At 71.1% G+C, this 13,501-nt stretch carries 13 protein-coding genes and 1 tRNA gene; 9 read left to right on the top strand and 5 right to left on the bottom strand.

The window, feature by feature from the left end; genetic code table 11:
- Positions 1–5: 5 nt before the first annotated feature.
- The 3 genes from purL to A4V12_RS27350 all read left to right on the top strand — a co-directional run bounded on the left by purL (position 6) and on the right by A4V12_RS27350 (position 3,912).
- Positions 6–2,279, top strand: a complete 2,274-nt coding sequence (gene purL / locus A4V12_RS27360) for a phosphoribosylformylglycinamidine synthase subunit PurL (protein ID WP_064072112.1) — start codon at positions 6–8, stop codon at positions 2,277–2,279.
- A 137-nt stretch (positions 2,280–2,416) separates the two neighbouring features.
- Complete coding sequence (locus tag A4V12_RS27355; RefSeq protein ID WP_064072111.1) at positions 2,417–2,941, top strand: ArsR/SmtB family transcription factor; 525 nt, start codon at positions 2,417–2,419, stop codon at positions 2,939–2,941.
- Between the two features lie 143 nt (positions 2,942–3,084).
- On the top strand, positions 3,085–3,912 hold the full coding sequence (locus A4V12_RS27350) for a M23 family metallopeptidase (protein WP_064072110.1): 828 nt from the start codon (positions 3,085–3,087) through the stop codon (positions 3,910–3,912).
- On the opposite strand, the gene A4V12_RS27345 is transcribed toward A4V12_RS27350, so the two are convergent.
- A complete protein-coding gene (locus A4V12_RS27345; RefSeq protein ID WP_064072109.1) occupies positions 3,900–4,304 on the bottom strand; it encodes a nuclear transport factor 2 family protein in 405 nt (134 codons plus the stop codon). The two genes, A4V12_RS27350 and A4V12_RS27345, sit on opposite strands and share 13 nt — an antisense overlap.
- 85 nt (positions 4,305–4,389) lie before the next feature.
- Between A4V12_RS27345 and A4V12_RS27340 the strand changes: the two genes are divergently transcribed.
- From A4V12_RS27340 to purM, 4 genes are all read left to right on the top strand, one after another.
- Positions 4,390–5,193, top strand: a complete 804-nt coding sequence (locus tag A4V12_RS27340) for a maleylpyruvate isomerase family mycothiol-dependent enzyme (protein ID WP_064072108.1) — start codon at positions 4,390–4,392, stop codon at positions 5,191–5,193.
- Between the two features lie 236 nt (positions 5,194–5,429).
- On the top strand, positions 5,430–6,281 hold the full coding sequence (locus tag A4V12_RS27335) for an META domain-containing protein (RefSeq protein WP_064072116.1): 852 nt from the start codon (positions 5,430–5,432) through the stop codon (positions 6,279–6,281).
- Between the two features lie 316 nt (positions 6,282–6,597).
- Positions 6,598–8,124, top strand: a complete 1,527-nt coding sequence (purF, locus tag A4V12_RS27330; protein ID WP_064072107.1) for an amidophosphoribosyltransferase — start codon at positions 6,598–6,600, stop codon at positions 8,122–8,124.
- A 45-nt stretch (positions 8,125–8,169) separates the two neighbouring features.
- Positions 8,170–9,243, top strand: a complete 1,074-nt coding sequence (purM, locus tag A4V12_RS27325; protein WP_064072106.1) for a phosphoribosylformylglycinamidine cyclo-ligase — start codon at positions 8,170–8,172, stop codon at positions 9,241–9,243.
- Positions 9,244–9,300: 57 nt separating this feature from the next.
- On the opposite strand, the gene A4V12_RS27320 is transcribed toward purM, so the two are convergent.
- Entirely contained in the window at positions 9,301–9,561 is a 261-nt protein-coding gene (locus A4V12_RS27320) for a DUF3073 domain-containing protein (RefSeq protein ID WP_064072105.1), read from the bottom strand.
- Between the two features lie 314 nt (positions 9,562–9,875).
- Positions 9,876–10,958, bottom strand: coding sequence for a Leu/Phe/Val dehydrogenase (locus A4V12_RS27315; protein ID WP_064072115.1), 1,083 nt, complete (start codon positions 10,956–10,958; stop codon positions 9,876–9,878).
- Between the two features lie 154 nt (positions 10,959–11,112).
- On the opposite strand from A4V12_RS27315, the gene A4V12_RS27310 reads away from it, so the two are divergent.
- Positions 11,113–11,958: a hypothetical protein gene (locus A4V12_RS27310; protein ID WP_064072104.1), complete on the top strand. Its 846-nt coding sequence runs from the start codon at positions 11,113–11,115 to the stop codon at positions 11,956–11,958.
- Positions 11,959–12,570: 612 nt separating this feature from the next.
- The gene (gene bldC, locus A4V12_RS27305) at positions 12,571–12,777 is read left to right on the top strand and encodes a developmental transcriptional regulator BldC (protein ID WP_003949541.1); all 207 of its coding nucleotides are present in this window, start codon (positions 12,571–12,573) and stop codon (positions 12,775–12,777) included.
- A 275-nt stretch (positions 12,778–13,052) separates the two neighbouring features.
- Here the strand turns inward: bldC and A4V12_RS27300 are convergent, their stop codons facing one another.
- Positions 13,053–13,268, bottom strand: a complete 216-nt coding sequence (locus A4V12_RS27300; RefSeq protein WP_064072103.1) for a DUF6274 family protein — start codon at positions 13,266–13,268, stop codon at positions 13,053–13,055.
- A 131-nt stretch (positions 13,269–13,399) separates the two neighbouring features.
- A tRNA-Asp gene (locus tag A4V12_RS27295) sits at positions 13,400–13,473 on the bottom strand.
- Positions 13,474–13,501: the final 28 nt, after the last annotated feature.

Below are 13,501 nucleotides of genomic sequence, written 5' to 3'. Positions count from 1 at the left end.
ATCTGATGAGCCTCGACACCGTCAAGCACGCCACCGAGACCCCTGATGTCGAGCAGCCGTGGGCCGAGCTCGGTCTGAAGAAGGACGAGTACGAGCGGATCCGGGAGATCCTGGGCCGGCGCCCCACGGGGGCGGAGCTGGCGATGTACTCGGTGATGTGGTCCGAGCACTGCTCGTACAAGAGCAGCAAGGTCCACCTGAAGCAGTTCGGTGAGAAGGCGCCGGAGAACGATGCGCTGCTCGTCGGCATCGGTGAGAACGCCGGTGTGGTGGATGTGGGTCAGGGGTATGCGGTGACCTTCAAGGTCGAGTCGCACAACCACCCTTCCTACATCGAGCCGTACCAGGGTGCGGCCACCGGTGTGGGCGGCATCGTCCGCGACATTCTCGCCATGGGTGCCCGTCCGGTCGCGGTGGTGGACCCGCTGCGGTTCGGTGCGGCCGACCATCCCGACACCAAGCGTGTCCTGCCGGGTGTGGTCGCGGGTATCGGCGGTTACGGCAACTGCCTGGGCCTGCCGAACATCGGCGGCGAGGTGGTCTTCGACTCCTGCTACCAGGGCAATCCGCTGGTCAACGCCGGCTGCATCGGTGTGATGCGGCACGAGGACATCCACCTGGCCAAGGCGTCCGGCCCGGGCAACAAGGTCATCCTCTACGGCGCCCGCACCGGTGGTGACGGCATCGGCGGCGTCTCGGTCCTGGCGTCCGAGACGTTCGACGCTGCGGGCGACAGTGCCTCCGGCACGGGCAAGCCCACCAAGCGTCCGGCGGTGCAGGTCGGTGACCCGTTCCAGGAGAAGCTGCTGATCGAGTGCACCCTTGAGATCTTCAAGGAGAAGCTCGTCGCCGGCATCCAGGACCTGGGTGGCGCGGGCCTGTCCTGCGCAACCTCCGAGCTCGCCTCCGCCGGTACCGGCGGTATGCGGGTGGAGCTGGAGACGGTGCCGCTGCGTGATGCGTCGCTCTCGCCGGAGGAGATCCTCATGAGCGAGTCGCAGGAGCGGATGTGCGCGATCGTCGAGCCGCAGCACGTCGACCGTTTCATGGAGATCTGCGAGAAGTGGGACGTCATCGCCACCGTCATCGGTGAGGTCACCGACGGCGAGCGGCTGGAGATCTTCTGGCACGGTGAGCAGATCGTGGACGTGCCCCCGGGCACCGTCGCCCACGAGGGCCCCACCTACCACCGCCCCTACGCCCGCCCCGCCTGGCAGGACGCTCTCCAGGCCGACGACGCGAACAAGCTGCCCCGCCCGCAAAGCTCCGAGGAGCTGCGTGAGCAGGTGCTGAAGCTGGTGGCGCATCCGAATCAGGCGTCGAAGGCGTGGATCACCGATCAGTACGACCGGTTCGTGCAGGGCAACACGGTGCTGGCGCAGCCCGAGGATTCGGGCATGATCCGGATCGATGCCGACACGAATCTGGGTGTGGCGATCGCGACGGACGGCAACGGCCGGTACGCGAAGCTCGACCCCTACACCGGTGCGCAGTTGGCGCTGGCGGAGTCGTACCGCAATGTCGCCGCCTCCGGCGCGAAGCCGCTGGCGATCTCGGACTGTCTGAACTTCGGCTCGCCGGAGGACCCGGCGGTGATGTGGCAGTTCGCCGAGGCCACCCGTGGTCTCGCCGACGGCTGCCAGAAGCTCGGCACCCCGGTCACCGGCGGCAACGTCTCCCTCTACAACCAGACCGGTGAGGTGGCGATCCACCCCACCCCGGTCGTCGCCGTCCTCGGTGTGATCGACGACGTCAACCGCCGCACCCCCATCGCCTTCGCACAGGAGGGCCAGCTGCTTTACCTGCTGGGCGACACCCGGGAGGAGTTCGGCGGCTCGGCATGGTCCGAGGTCGTCCACCAACACCTCGGCGGCCTGCCGCCGGCGGTGGACCTGGACCGGGAGAAGCTGCTCGGCGAGATCCTGATCGCCGCTTCCCGCGACGGCATGATCGACGCCGCCCACGACCTGTCCGACGGCGGACTGATCCAGGCCGTCGCCGAGTCCTGCCTGCGCGGCAACAACGGCGCCCGCCTCATCGTCCCGGACGGGCTGGACGCCTTCACCTTCCTCTTCAGCGAATCGGCCGGCCGCGCGGTCGTCGCCGTCCCCCGCAGCGAGGAACTCCGCTTCACCGACATGTGCGGCGCCCGCGGCCTGCCCGCCACCCGCATCGGCGTCATCGACGGCAACACCATCGACATCCAGGGCCAGTTCACCATCCCCCTGGACGAACTCCGCCACGCCCACGAAGCCACCATCCCCGGCCTGCTGGCCTGAGCCGCGGGGGCCGATGCGTCGGCGCCCGCGTACCGATCGAAGAACCCCGTCCGGACCTCGCGGTCCGGGCGGGGTTTTTTCGTACCGTCACCCCTGTCGCCTTGCACGTAATTACGTAACTACGTATTCTCTGGGTCATGGAGCTGGAGGAGCGGGTCGCCGCACTGGAGCAGCGCCTGGCGGCGCTGGAATCCGCGCTGGGGCCGGGCACGGGCGGCGACGCCGTTGCGGAACCGCCCGTCGGCGAGGGCGACTTCTGGGCCCTGGAGGGGCTCAAGGCACGGCTCGCCCGCATGGGTGCGGCCGATGGCGGGGTGCTGTTCACCGGAGCCGTACGACTGCCGACGGGGGAGCAGTACGAGTGGCAGTACGGCGTCCTCGCCCAGGAGCAGGTGGACGACGACTGGACCGAGGCCGCCGAGTCGTTCGCCGCGCTGGGCCACCCGGTGCGCCTCCGGCTGCTGCGGGAGATCCTCGGCGGTCGCCGCACCGCCGCCGAGCTGGCCGCGCTGGAGGACATCGGCACGACCGGCCAGATCTACCACCACCTGCGCCAGCTGACCGGCGCCGGCTGGCTGCACGCCACCGGGCGCGGGCGCCACGAGGTCCCGCCGGGCCGGGTGGTGCCGCTGCTCGTGGCGCTGGCCACCGCCCGGCCCTGATCCGCCGGCCTCATCCGCCGCTCCACCAACCCACCGGACCTGTCCCGACCTGACCAGCCGCGACCCGTCCCGACCGGCCACCGGCCACCGGCCACCGGCCGAGCGGAGCCGAACCAAGCCCGACCGAACCATGGGGGAACACCATGTCCATGCGCAGACTCGCCACCACGGCGGCCAACCTCCTGTGGCTGCTGTTCACGGCGCAGGCGATCACCGGCATCTTCGTCGAGCTGCCCTACAACTACTGGCTGGGCTGGCTCCCGCTGCTGGCCGCCGTCGCCATCGGCATCGCGCTGCGCCGCACGCATGAGAGCCGTGACCCCTCCACCAGGCCGGACCCCGTCGAGGTGGACCCGCCCGTCACCGGCACCTGGTCCGCCGCGCACAGCCCCGCGGACAAGGTGCCCAGCCACGGCACGCACACGCTGGCGCAGACGTACGCCATCGACATCGTGGCCGAGTCCGAAGAGCGGCCGCGGCCGCCGTTCGCCCCGCTGTGGCCCGTCGTCCGGCGCAACGCCGACTTCCCCGCCTTCGGCGCACCGCTCCTCGCGGTCGCCGACGCGACCGTGGTGCACGCGGAGGACGGCCTGCGGGACCACCTGAGCCGCAACTCGCTGCCGGCGCTGCCGTACTTCCTGCTGGTGGAGGGGGCGTTCCGGTCGCTGGGCGGGCCGCGCCACATCATCGGCAACCACGTGGTGCTCGACCTCGGCGACGGTACGTACGCGCTCTACGCCCACCTGCGGCGCGGCTCCCTGCTCGTCCGCCCGGGCGACCGGGTGGCCGCCGGGCAGCAGCTCGCGAGCTGCGGCAACTCGGGCAACTCCACCGAGCCGCACCTGCACTTCCAGCTGATGGACGGCCCCGATCCGCGCACCGCCGGGGGCGTCCCGTTCACCTGGCGGGGCGTGGGCGTACCGGCGGGCGGCGACACGTTCACCGTGGGGGCGGGCGCCTACTCGGCCTGATCCCAGAAGGCGTCCGCCTCGTCGATGTCCTCGACGCACTCGTCGATGTCGGTGGCCTTGTCCCCGACGATGGTGAAGAAGAGACCGCCCTTCATCTCGATGCCCCGGTCACCGCGGTCGGCGTGCCACGTGTGCACGGCCATGACGTGGCCCCGGCCGTCCGGGTAGACGCCCTGCAGTTCCACGCGGAAGGTGCCGTGGGTCAGTTCCATGAGCCGGCCGTAGTGGGCCAGGACGTTGTCGCGGCCCTTGAAGTGCCCGGACATCTGACTCTCGCCGGGCGAGTGGTGCGTGCAGTCGCCCGTCAGCAGGCCGGCCAGCGTGTCCATGTCCCCAGCGCTGAAGGCCTCGTAGCCTCGGCGCGCCAGCGCGGCGTGAGGGTGTTCCGCCATGATCCTCCACCCCTCTCGTAGCCCCTTTCCAGTCTCTTCCGTGCCCCTCCCGCCCGCCACACGGGATGCGGCTAGCCTCGGGCCCATGCCTCCCGCCAAGAAGCGTCCGCGTGCCTACGACCCCGCCAAGACACGGAGCGCCGTGCTCGCGCAGTTCGACCACGTACACCGGGCGGTCGTCACCCTCACGCCCGAGCAGCTGGAACAGCCGACCAGGCTGGGGGAGTGGACGGTCCGCGAACTGGCCGCGCACGTCACCATGGCGATGCGCTCGGTCATCCGCGGCGTGGCCGCGCCCGCGCCCGCCACCCGCGACCTGACGCTGCTGGAGTGGCCGCTCGCCACCCGGCGGTACGCCGGGGACGTGGACCACGACACCCGCGAGATCGCCGAGGCGGGGGCGTCCGACCCGGCCGCGCTCGCCGCGCTGTACGAGGAGACCGGCCGCGGGCTCGCCGAGGCCCTGGAGGCGCCCGGCGACCGGCTGGTCGTGACCCGCTTCGGGGGCGTGCGCCTCGCGGACTTCCTGGTGACCCGGACGGTCGAACTGATCGTCCACACCGACGACCTGAACGACGCGACCGGCCTCGCGGTCCCGTACGAGCGCCAGGCGCTGGCCGCCTGCACCCGCCTGCTGGCCGACGCGCTGGCGGGGAAGGCGCCGGGCGGGTCGGTGGAGGTGCGGGTACCGCCGTACGCCGTGGTGCAGTGCGTCGAGGGGCCCCGGCACACGCGCGGCACGCCGCCGAACGTGGTCGAGACCGAGCCGCTCACCTGGATCCGGCTCGCCACGGGCCGGACGACCTGGGCGGACGCCCTCGACGCGGCCCAGGTCCGGGCGAGCGGCGAACGGGCGGACCTGTCGGCGCTCCTCCCGGTCCTCGGCTGACCCTTCGGAGCCGCCGGGGCCCGGTTCTTGGCCGGCCCCGCGGGGCCGCCGCGCCCGGTGTCCTCGGCCCGGCCCCACGGGTCCCCGCGCCCGGTCCTCGGCCGACCCCCAGGACCGCGCCCCGCCCGGTCCCGCGCCGGCCCGCGGAAGGCCGCCGCCCCTGCGCCCCGGCACCCCCGGACGGCCGAGGGACGGAACCGGGCCCGCGCCCGGTCCGTCCCATCACCATGCCGACCATGACGAAGAAGCAGCCGTACGCCACCGGGGCCGCCGCCCTCGTCCCGCTCCTCGCCCTCGCCCTCACCGCCTGCGGCACCCAGTCCGGCGACGGGCGGGGCACGGGCGCCGGCAGCAGTTCCGTACGCCCCGACGTGCCCGTCACCGGGGTGCACTGGACCGTCGAGAGCGTCACCGTCGACGGCAAGCGGACCGCCGCCCCGGCCGGGGCCCACGTGCGGATCGACGACAAGGGCCGGGCCAAGGGCAACTTCGGCTGCAACCACTTCGACGCGCGGGCGGCCGTCGACGGCGACACGATCACCGTCAGCGACACCGGGATGACCGAGATGGGCTGCCCCGAGCCCCTCCAGGGCTTCGAGGACGCGCTGAAGTCCGCGCTCACCGGCAAGCTCAAGGCCACCCTCGACGACGGCCGGCTGACGCTCACCACCGCCGACGGGGACACCGTCCGGCTCGCCGAGCAGCCGCCCGCGCCGCTCGTCGGCACCAAGTGGACGGTGAACTCCTTGGTCTCCGGCCGGGCCGCCACCCCGGTGCCGGCCGGCACCGAGGGCAAGGCGTCGCTCGTGTTCGGCAAGGACGACTCCGTACGCGGGTCGCTGGGGTGCAACCAGTTCAGCGCCCCCGTCACCACCGACGGCTCCACGATGACGTTCGGCCGGGTCACCACCACGCGGAAGCTGTGCGCCGGGCCGCAGATGGAGCTGGAACGCGCCCTGCTCGAGGCGATGAAGGGCAAGGTCACGTACGTGATCGACCACCGCACCCTGACGGTCACCGCCCCGGACGCCTCGGGCTTCGCGGCGGGTGCGCAGAACGCGGCGACCACCGCTCCTCCCCGGAAGTGACGTCCCGCCGCGCTGCGAGGTCCGTCACACCGCACGCCGCCCCCGGAAGGCCCGGCCGCTCCCGGCAGTGCCGGGGGCGGACCCGCCGGCGGACTCCCGGGCCCCGCGGGCGGATCCCGCAGCGACCCGGCTCAGGCGCAGGTCAGCGCGTGATCGCCGGGCGGCCGGGCGAGGTGCGTCGACGGACCCGCGGCTGACCAGCGGCTGATCGGAGCACCCGGTGGCGGCGGCGCGACCGGAACCGTCGCTTCCTCGTGCCGTCTCCCGCCCCGTCCCCAATTCGGACCAGTGGTCGATCTCGCCTACACTCGGTGGCGTGCCACGTGGTGACGGTCGACTCAATCACGATCTGCTTCCCGGCGAAAAGGGCCCCCAGGACGCTTGTGGCGTCTTCGGTGTCTGGGCTCCGGGTGAAGAGGTCGCAAAGCTCACGTACTTCGGGCTCTACGCCCTCCAGCATCGGGGCCAGGAATCCGCGGGAATCGCGGTCAGCAACGGCTCCCAGATCCTCGTCTTCAAGGACATGGGCCTGGTGTCCCAGGTCTTCGACGAGACTTCCCTCGGTTCCCTCCAGGGTCACATCGCGGTCGGTCACGCCCGCTACTCGACCACCGGCGCCTCCGTGTGGGAGAACGCGCAGCCGACGTTCCGGGCCACCGCCCACGGCTCCATCGCGCTCGGCCACAACGGCAACCTGGTGAACACCGCCCAGCTCGCCGAGATGGTCGCCGACCTCCCGAAGAAGGACGGCCGCTCCACTCAGGTGGCGGCCACCAACGACACCGACCTCGTCACCGCGCTCCTCGCGGGCCAGGTCGACGACGACGGCAAGCCGCTGACCGTCGAGGAAGCCGCCGCCAAGATCCTCCCCGAGGTCCGGGGAGCCTTCTCCCTCGTCTTCATGGACGAGCACACCCTCTATGCCGCCCGTGACCCGCAGGGCATCCGCCCGCTGGTCCTCGGCCGCCTGGAGCGCGGCTGGGTCGTCGCCTCCGAGTCCGCCGCCCTCGACATCTGCGGCGCCGCGTACGTCCGCGAGGTCGAGCCGGGCGAGATGATCGCGATCGACGAGAACGGCATCCGCACCTCGCGATTCGCAGAAGCGAAGCCCAAGGGCTGTGTCTTCGAGTACGTCTACCTGGCGCGCCCGGACACCGACATCGCCGGCCGGAACGTGTACCTCTCCCGGGTGGAGATGGGCCGGAAACTGGCCAAGGAAGCCCCTGTCGACGCCGACCTGGTCATAGCGACGCCGGAGTCCGGCACCCCCGCCGCGATCGGTTACGCGGAGGCCAGCGGGATCCCGTTCGGCGCCGGCCTGGTGAAGAACGCGTACGTCGGCCGGACCTTCATCCAGCCGTCCCAGACCATCCGCCAGCTGGGCATCCGCCTGAAGCTGAACCCGCTGAAGGAAGTCATCAAGGGCAAGCGCCTGGTGGTCGTGGACGACTCGATCGTCCGCGGCAACACCCAGCGCGCACTCGTCCGGATGCTCCGCGAGGCCGGGGCCGCCGAGGTCCACATCCGGATCTCCTCCCCGCCGGTGAAGTGGCCGTGCTTCTTCGGCATCGACTTCGCCACCCGCGCCGAGCTGATCGCCAACGGCATGACGGTCGACGAGATCGGCAAGTCGCTCGGCGCCGACTCCCTCTCGTACATCTCCATCGACGGCATGATCGAGGCCACCACCATCGAGAAGCAGAAGCTCTGCCGAGCCTGCTTCGACGGTGAGTACCCGATGGAGCTGCCGGACCCCGAGCTGCTCGGCAAGCAGCTCCTGGAGACCGAGCTGGCCGCCGGACCGGCCGCCACGGCCGCGGCCGACGCCCTCCGTCGCCCGTAGGACCACCCGCAATCCCTGCAGTACGACACGAAAGTTCTCACAGTCATGTCTGAGACTGAGACCACCGGTGCCAGCTACGCAGCCGCGGGCGTCGACATCGAAGCGGGCGACCGCGCCGTCGAGCTGATGAAGGAGTGGGTGAAGAAGACGCAGCGCCCCGAGGTCCTCGGTGGCCTGGGCGGCTTCGCCGGCCTCTTCGACGCCTCCGCCCTCAAGCGCTACGAGCGGCCGCTGCTGGCCTCCGCGACCGACGGTGTCGGCACGAAGGTCGACATCGCCCGGCAGATGGGCGTCTACGACACCATCGGCCACGACCTGGTCGCGATGGTGATGGACGACATCGTCGTCTGCGGCGCCGAGCCGCTGTTCATGACCGACTACATCTGCGTGGGCAAGGTCCACCCCGAGCGGGTCGCCGCCGTCGTCAAGGGCATCGCCGAGGGCTGCGTGCTGGCCGGCTGCGCCCTGGTCGGCGGCGAGACGGCCGAGCACCCCGGTCTGCTGGGCCCGGACGACTTCGACGTCGCCGGTGCCGGTACGGGTGTGGTGGAGGCGGACCGGCTGCTGGGTGCCGACCGTATCCGCGCGGGCGACGTGGTGATCGCGATGGCGTCCTCGGGCCTTCACTCCAACGGGTACTCGCTCGTGCGGCACGTGCTGTTCGACCGGGCCGGGATGCGCCTGGAGCAGCGGGTGGAGGAGTTCGGCCGGACGCTGGGCGAGGAGCTGCTGGAGCCGACGAGGATCTACTCGCTGGACTGTCTGGCGCTGACCCGGACGGCCGAGGTGCACGCGTTCAGTCACATCACCGGTGGTGGTCTGGCCGCCAACCTGGCCCGGGTGATCCCGGACGGGCTGCACGCCGCGGTCGACCGTTCGACCTGGACGCCCGGCGCGGTGTTCGACCTGGTCGGCACGGCCGGCCGGGTGGAGCGTCTGGAGCTGGAGAAGACGCTGAACATGGGTGTCGGGATGATGGCCGTGGTTCCTGCGGAGTCGGTCGACGTGGCCCTGACCACTCTCGCGGACCGGGGCGTCGACGCCTGGGTCGCCGGCGAGATCACCGAACGCGGCGAACACCCCACCGGCGCCACCCTGACCGGCGACTACGCCGCCTGAGCAGCACAGAACCCGGTCCGGGGCGGGGCCCCGGACCGGGTTGAGTGAAATCAGGCGTCAAGCACCGCGACGTTGTGACGAAGGACCGGACTCCTCGTCCTCGTCATCGTCGTCGTTGTACAGCTCCGCGTAGCGGGCGTACGGGTCGTCTTCCTCGTCCTCGTCCTCGAACGGCTCGCCATTCGGCGGCTGCGAGAGCGGTTGCGGAGTAGAAGCGCCCAGCTCACTGGCCAGACGCGACAGGTCAGTCCCGCCGCTGTTGTACTTCAGCTGGCGGGCGACCTTCGTCTGCTTGGCCTTGGCCCGGCCGCGCCCCATGGCTCGACCCCCTCGGTGACGGGGCTCGACGGCCCCAGAGTCTTGACACGCGTTCATGAGTCGGAACGGACTCTCCGCGGAGAGACCGGCCCGTAGGGCTTCAACGGTACCTGCTTCCGCGGCCATACGGTACGCCGCCCGCATGACGCGCCCCGGAACAGGACCGACGAGGAGCCCCGTCCTCGCTGGTCAGCTGCGATTTTAACCTCTTCTTGGCAGTCGACCCGCCGACCGGCGTGAGCCATGTCTCCCTGCGGGGGACACGCTCCTCGCGGCCGGCGGGTCGACGCTGTCAACCACGGCTCGCCCGGGGGCTACCCGCGGCGCGCCTCCGCCATGCGCTGCTCGGCGATCCGGTCGGCCGCCGCAGCCGGCGGAATCCCGTCTTCCTTCGCACGTGCGAATATTGCCAGCGTGGTGTCGAAGATCTTCGTGGCCTTGGTCTTGCACCGGTCGAAGTCGAACCCGTGGAGCTCGTCGGCCACCTGGATCACGCCGCCGGCGTTGACGACGTAGTCGGGCGCGTAGAGGATCCCGCGGTCCTCGATGTCCTTCTCGACGCCCGGGTGCGCCAGCTGGTTGTTGGCCGCGCCGCACACCACCTTCGCCGTCAGTACGGGCACGGTGTCGTCGTTCAGCGCGCCGCCGAGCGCACACGGGGCGTAGACGTCCAGGCCCTCGGTGCGGATCAGGGCGTCGGTGTCGGCGACCACGGTGACCTGGGGGAACTTGTCGGTGATCCGGCGCACCGACTCCTCCCGCACGTCCGTGACGACGACCTCGGCACCGTCCTCGAGCAGGTGCTCCACCAGGTAGTGGCCGACCTTGCCGACACCCGCCACGCCGACCTTGCGGCCGCGCAGCGTGGGGTCGCCCCAGGCGTGCTGGGCGGAGGCGCGCATGCCCTGGAAGACGCCGTACGCGGTGAGGACGGACGAGTCGCCGGCGCCGCCGTTCTCGGGGGAGCGGCCGGTGGTCCAGCGGTTCTCCCGGGCGACGACGTCCATGTCGGCCACGTAGGTGCCGACGTCGCAGGCCGTGACGTACCGGCCGCCGAGGGAGGCCACGAACCGGCCGTAGGCCAGCAGCAGCTCCTCGGTCTTGATCAGCTCCGGGTCACCGATGATCACGGCCTTGCCGCCGCCGTGCTCCAGACCGGCCATGGCGTTCTTGTACGACATGCCCCGGGACAGGTTCAGCGCGTCGGCGACGGCGTCTTCCTCGGAGGCGTACGGGTAGAAGCGGGTACCGCCGAGGGCCGGGCCCAGGGCGGTCGAGTGGATGGCGATGACGGCCTTCAGGCCGGAGGCACGGTCCTGGCACAGCACGACTTGTTCGTGGCCCCCCTGCTCCGATCGGAACAGGGTGTGCAGGACGCCGTCGGTCACATCGGTCACGGTGGTGACTCCCAAGTACGAAGCGGCGGATGAGGCCCTCCTGCGGGTGGGGGAGGACCTTGACGGCAAGAGAGTAAGTCCTACCTGCGCGTAGATGAGAGCCAGTGCGGCGGATCACCCCCTCGCGGAGTACGGGCGTGGAAGGATTCGTGACATGTCAGCCGTCTCCTCGGTCCTCGTCCCGTACGCGTCGTACCTGCGGGTGTACGAGCCGCTGGCGGCCTTCCCGGAGCCGGAGCGGGGCCACTGGGCCCGCTACGCGCGCCGCGGCACCTCGCCGACCGCCCAGGACGAGCTGCGCCGGTCGCTGGCGGACCTGCTGGCGACGCCGCCGGTCGCGGTGCCGGTGCACGAGAGCGCCGACGCCTTCGTGCTGGAGGTGGACGGCGTGGTGTGCGTGTGCCCGTGGCGGACGCGGCTGCGTGGGTGGCTGGCCCTGGAGGAGCTGCCGGGCACGCTGCCGCCCGTGGTGCTGGACGCGGCGCTGCCGCCGGTGGTGCGGGAGCAGGCGGAGGCGGACCACGAGCGGTGGCGGGAGCGGAACCCGGACGCCCGGCCCTGGATCCGGACGTCGGTGTGGCAGGTGCCGGTGCGGTGGTTCGCCCTGTTCGCGGACGAGGAGCGGGAGTACGTCGCGTCCGGCGGCCCCGGCAAGGCGCCGGCCCTGCGCTACCGGACGCCGATGGTGCAGGCGCGGCGGCGGGTGGCGCGGGCGCTGAGGACGCTGCGCGAGTCGCTGGACGAGGGGCCGCTGACCGAGGGTCTGGTGGACGTGGGGCGGTGGCTGGAGGAGTTCCACCCGCGGTCGCTGGTGGAGCTGGACTACGGGGGCCTCGTGCACGCCCTGCGGGAGGACTTCCTCGCCGGCGACCGGTCCGCGGCGGACGTGGCGGCCGGCCTCGCGGCGCTGCGCGCGGGCGACGGCTCGGCGGCCGGGGAGGCGTACCGGCGGCTCACCGAGCGGTGGCGCGTGGTGCGCGGCCTCCAGCACGCCAACTGAAATGATGATCTTGTAGGGGGCGGATGCTGCGGCCGTGCTCCCCGGCGGCCCGCGGGGCGCCGATCCCGGCTGCGGCTCCGGCTGCGGCTCCGGCTGTGGATCCGGCTATGGATCTGACGGCCGATGTGCCGCATGATCTCGCTCCGGGGCTGTCGTGCGCGCGGCGGGGGCCGTTGGTCCCGATCCGGGCCTTTGTGTCAAGCGTGACGGATAGCACTAACTGGGCTCTTGCGCCCATCGCCCGACCTCATGCCAAAATAGGACAAGGAGTCCGGGGAGGGCTCCTTCCGTCCAGGTATGGGCGGAAGGCTCAGCATTGCACGCTATGGGGGGTCTGTTGGCTCCTGATCGCTCTGTGACTGATCGTCACTGTGACGTGACTGTCCGCTATGGCATGGTCCATTGGCTTCCGCCGCTGATGGACACCTGAGAGGGCAATTCCATCGGTTTGGCCGAACGTGGCTGGACAGATGGTGTAGTTGTAGTGCCGAGGACAAGCCGTTCGTCCTATAACCGACTCGGCTCGCGTCCGCCATTTCGGGCAACGCGGGTCAAGGTGCAGAATTTAGAGGAAAGAACCGAGAAGGTTCGGTTCTCCCGAGGAGGCCGCTCATGACCGCTCGCACCCCTGATGCCGAGCCGCTGCTGACCCCCGCTGAGGTTGCCACGATGTTCCGCGTGGACCCGAAGACGGTGACCCGCTGGGCAAAGGCGGGCAAGCTCACGTCCATCCGAACGCTCGGTGGACACCGCCGGTACCGCGAGGCAGAGGTCCGCGCACTGCTCGCGGGCATTCCGCAGCAGCGCAGCGAGGCCTGAACACCCTGATCGACCGGGCATTTCCGGGTCCCCCAACCCGGTCCGCCCACCCCTGGTTCCACCGACCTGAGCCCGCCCCAACGGGCCCTCGTCATCGATCGCGCTGGACTCCGCCGGGTCCAGCGCGATTTTTTTGTGCCCCCGGGGCCGCCCGGCGGCCCGCCCGGCGGAGCCCTTCCTGGAGAGTACAATTGCACATATTAAATCGGGTGGTTGTAGGGAGGGTGTAAGTTGAGGGGTTTTCAAAACTCATTTCGTGACTCGCGTCACACTCGTCACGTGCCGTCCTCGGGGCTCGCCGGCTCCTCCCGGGCCGTGTCGCCGGCCCCCTCCCGGCCCTCCTCGGCCGTGTCCGGGTACTCCATGGCCAGCCGCAGGAGGCGGTGGCAGACGGGGCAGTGCCGGGTCAGATGGCGGTAGCCGGACGCGGCCGCCAGATGGGCGCGGAGCAGTGCGCGAGTCTCGTGCCTGGCTGTGGATGCCGCCGCCATGCGCGTCACCTCCGGTGAAGGGCCCCCGATTCCCTGTTGCTTGGGTACCGGTGGCAGATGACCGCGTCAAGACGCACGACAGAAGGGCCCGCATCCCCGGGGGGATACGGGCCCTTCTGGTACTTCTCCTGCGATCCTGACGGGACTTGAACCCGCGACCTCCACCTTGACAGGGTGGCGAGCTAACCAACTGCTCCACAGGACCTTGGTTTCGCGGCCGCCGTGCGGCTGCG

This window comes from Streptomyces noursei, assembly GCF_001646665.1.
GTDB lineage: Bacteria > Actinomycetota > Actinomycetes > Streptomycetales > Streptomycetaceae > Streptomyces > Streptomyces lavendulocolor.
This window is presented reverse-complemented; position numbering and strand designations above follow the sequence as displayed.

Coding starts and splice junctions, on each gene's coding strand:
- purL (WP_064072112.1), top strand. CDS start 6: ATGAGCCTCGACACCGTCAAGCACGCCACCGAGACCCCTGATGTCGAG.
- A4V12_RS27355 (WP_064072111.1), top strand. CDS start 2,417: ATGGAGCTGGAGGAGCGGGTCGCCGCACTGGAGCAGCGCCTGGCGGCG.
- A4V12_RS27350 (WP_064072110.1), top strand. CDS start 3,085: ATGTCCATGCGCAGACTCGCCACCACGGCGGCCAACCTCCTGTGGCTG.
- A4V12_RS27345 (WP_064072109.1), bottom strand. CDS start 4,304: ATGGCGGAACACCCTCACGCCGCGCTGGCGCGCCGAGGCTACGAGGCC.
- A4V12_RS27340 (WP_064072108.1), top strand. CDS start 4,390: ATGCCTCCCGCCAAGAAGCGTCCGCGTGCCTACGACCCCGCCAAGACA.
- A4V12_RS27335 (WP_064072116.1), top strand. CDS start 5,430: ATGACGAAGAAGCAGCCGTACGCCACCGGGGCCGCCGCCCTCGTCCCG.
- purM (WP_064072106.1), top strand. CDS start 8,170: ATGTCTGAGACTGAGACCACCGGTGCCAGCTACGCAGCCGCGGGCGTC.
- A4V12_RS27320 (WP_064072105.1), bottom strand. CDS start 9,561: ATGGGGCGCGGCCGGGCCAAGGCCAAGCAGACGAAGGTCGCCCGCCAG.
- A4V12_RS27310 (WP_064072104.1), top strand. CDS start 11,113: ATGTCAGCCGTCTCCTCGGTCCTCGTCCCGTACGCGTCGTACCTGCGG.
- bldC (WP_003949541.1), top strand. CDS start 12,571: ATGACCGCTCGCACCCCTGATGCCGAGCCGCTGCTGACCCCCGCTGAG.
- A4V12_RS27300 (WP_064072103.1), bottom strand. CDS start 13,268: ATGGCGGCGGCATCCACAGCCAGGCACGAGACTCGCGCACTGCTCCGC.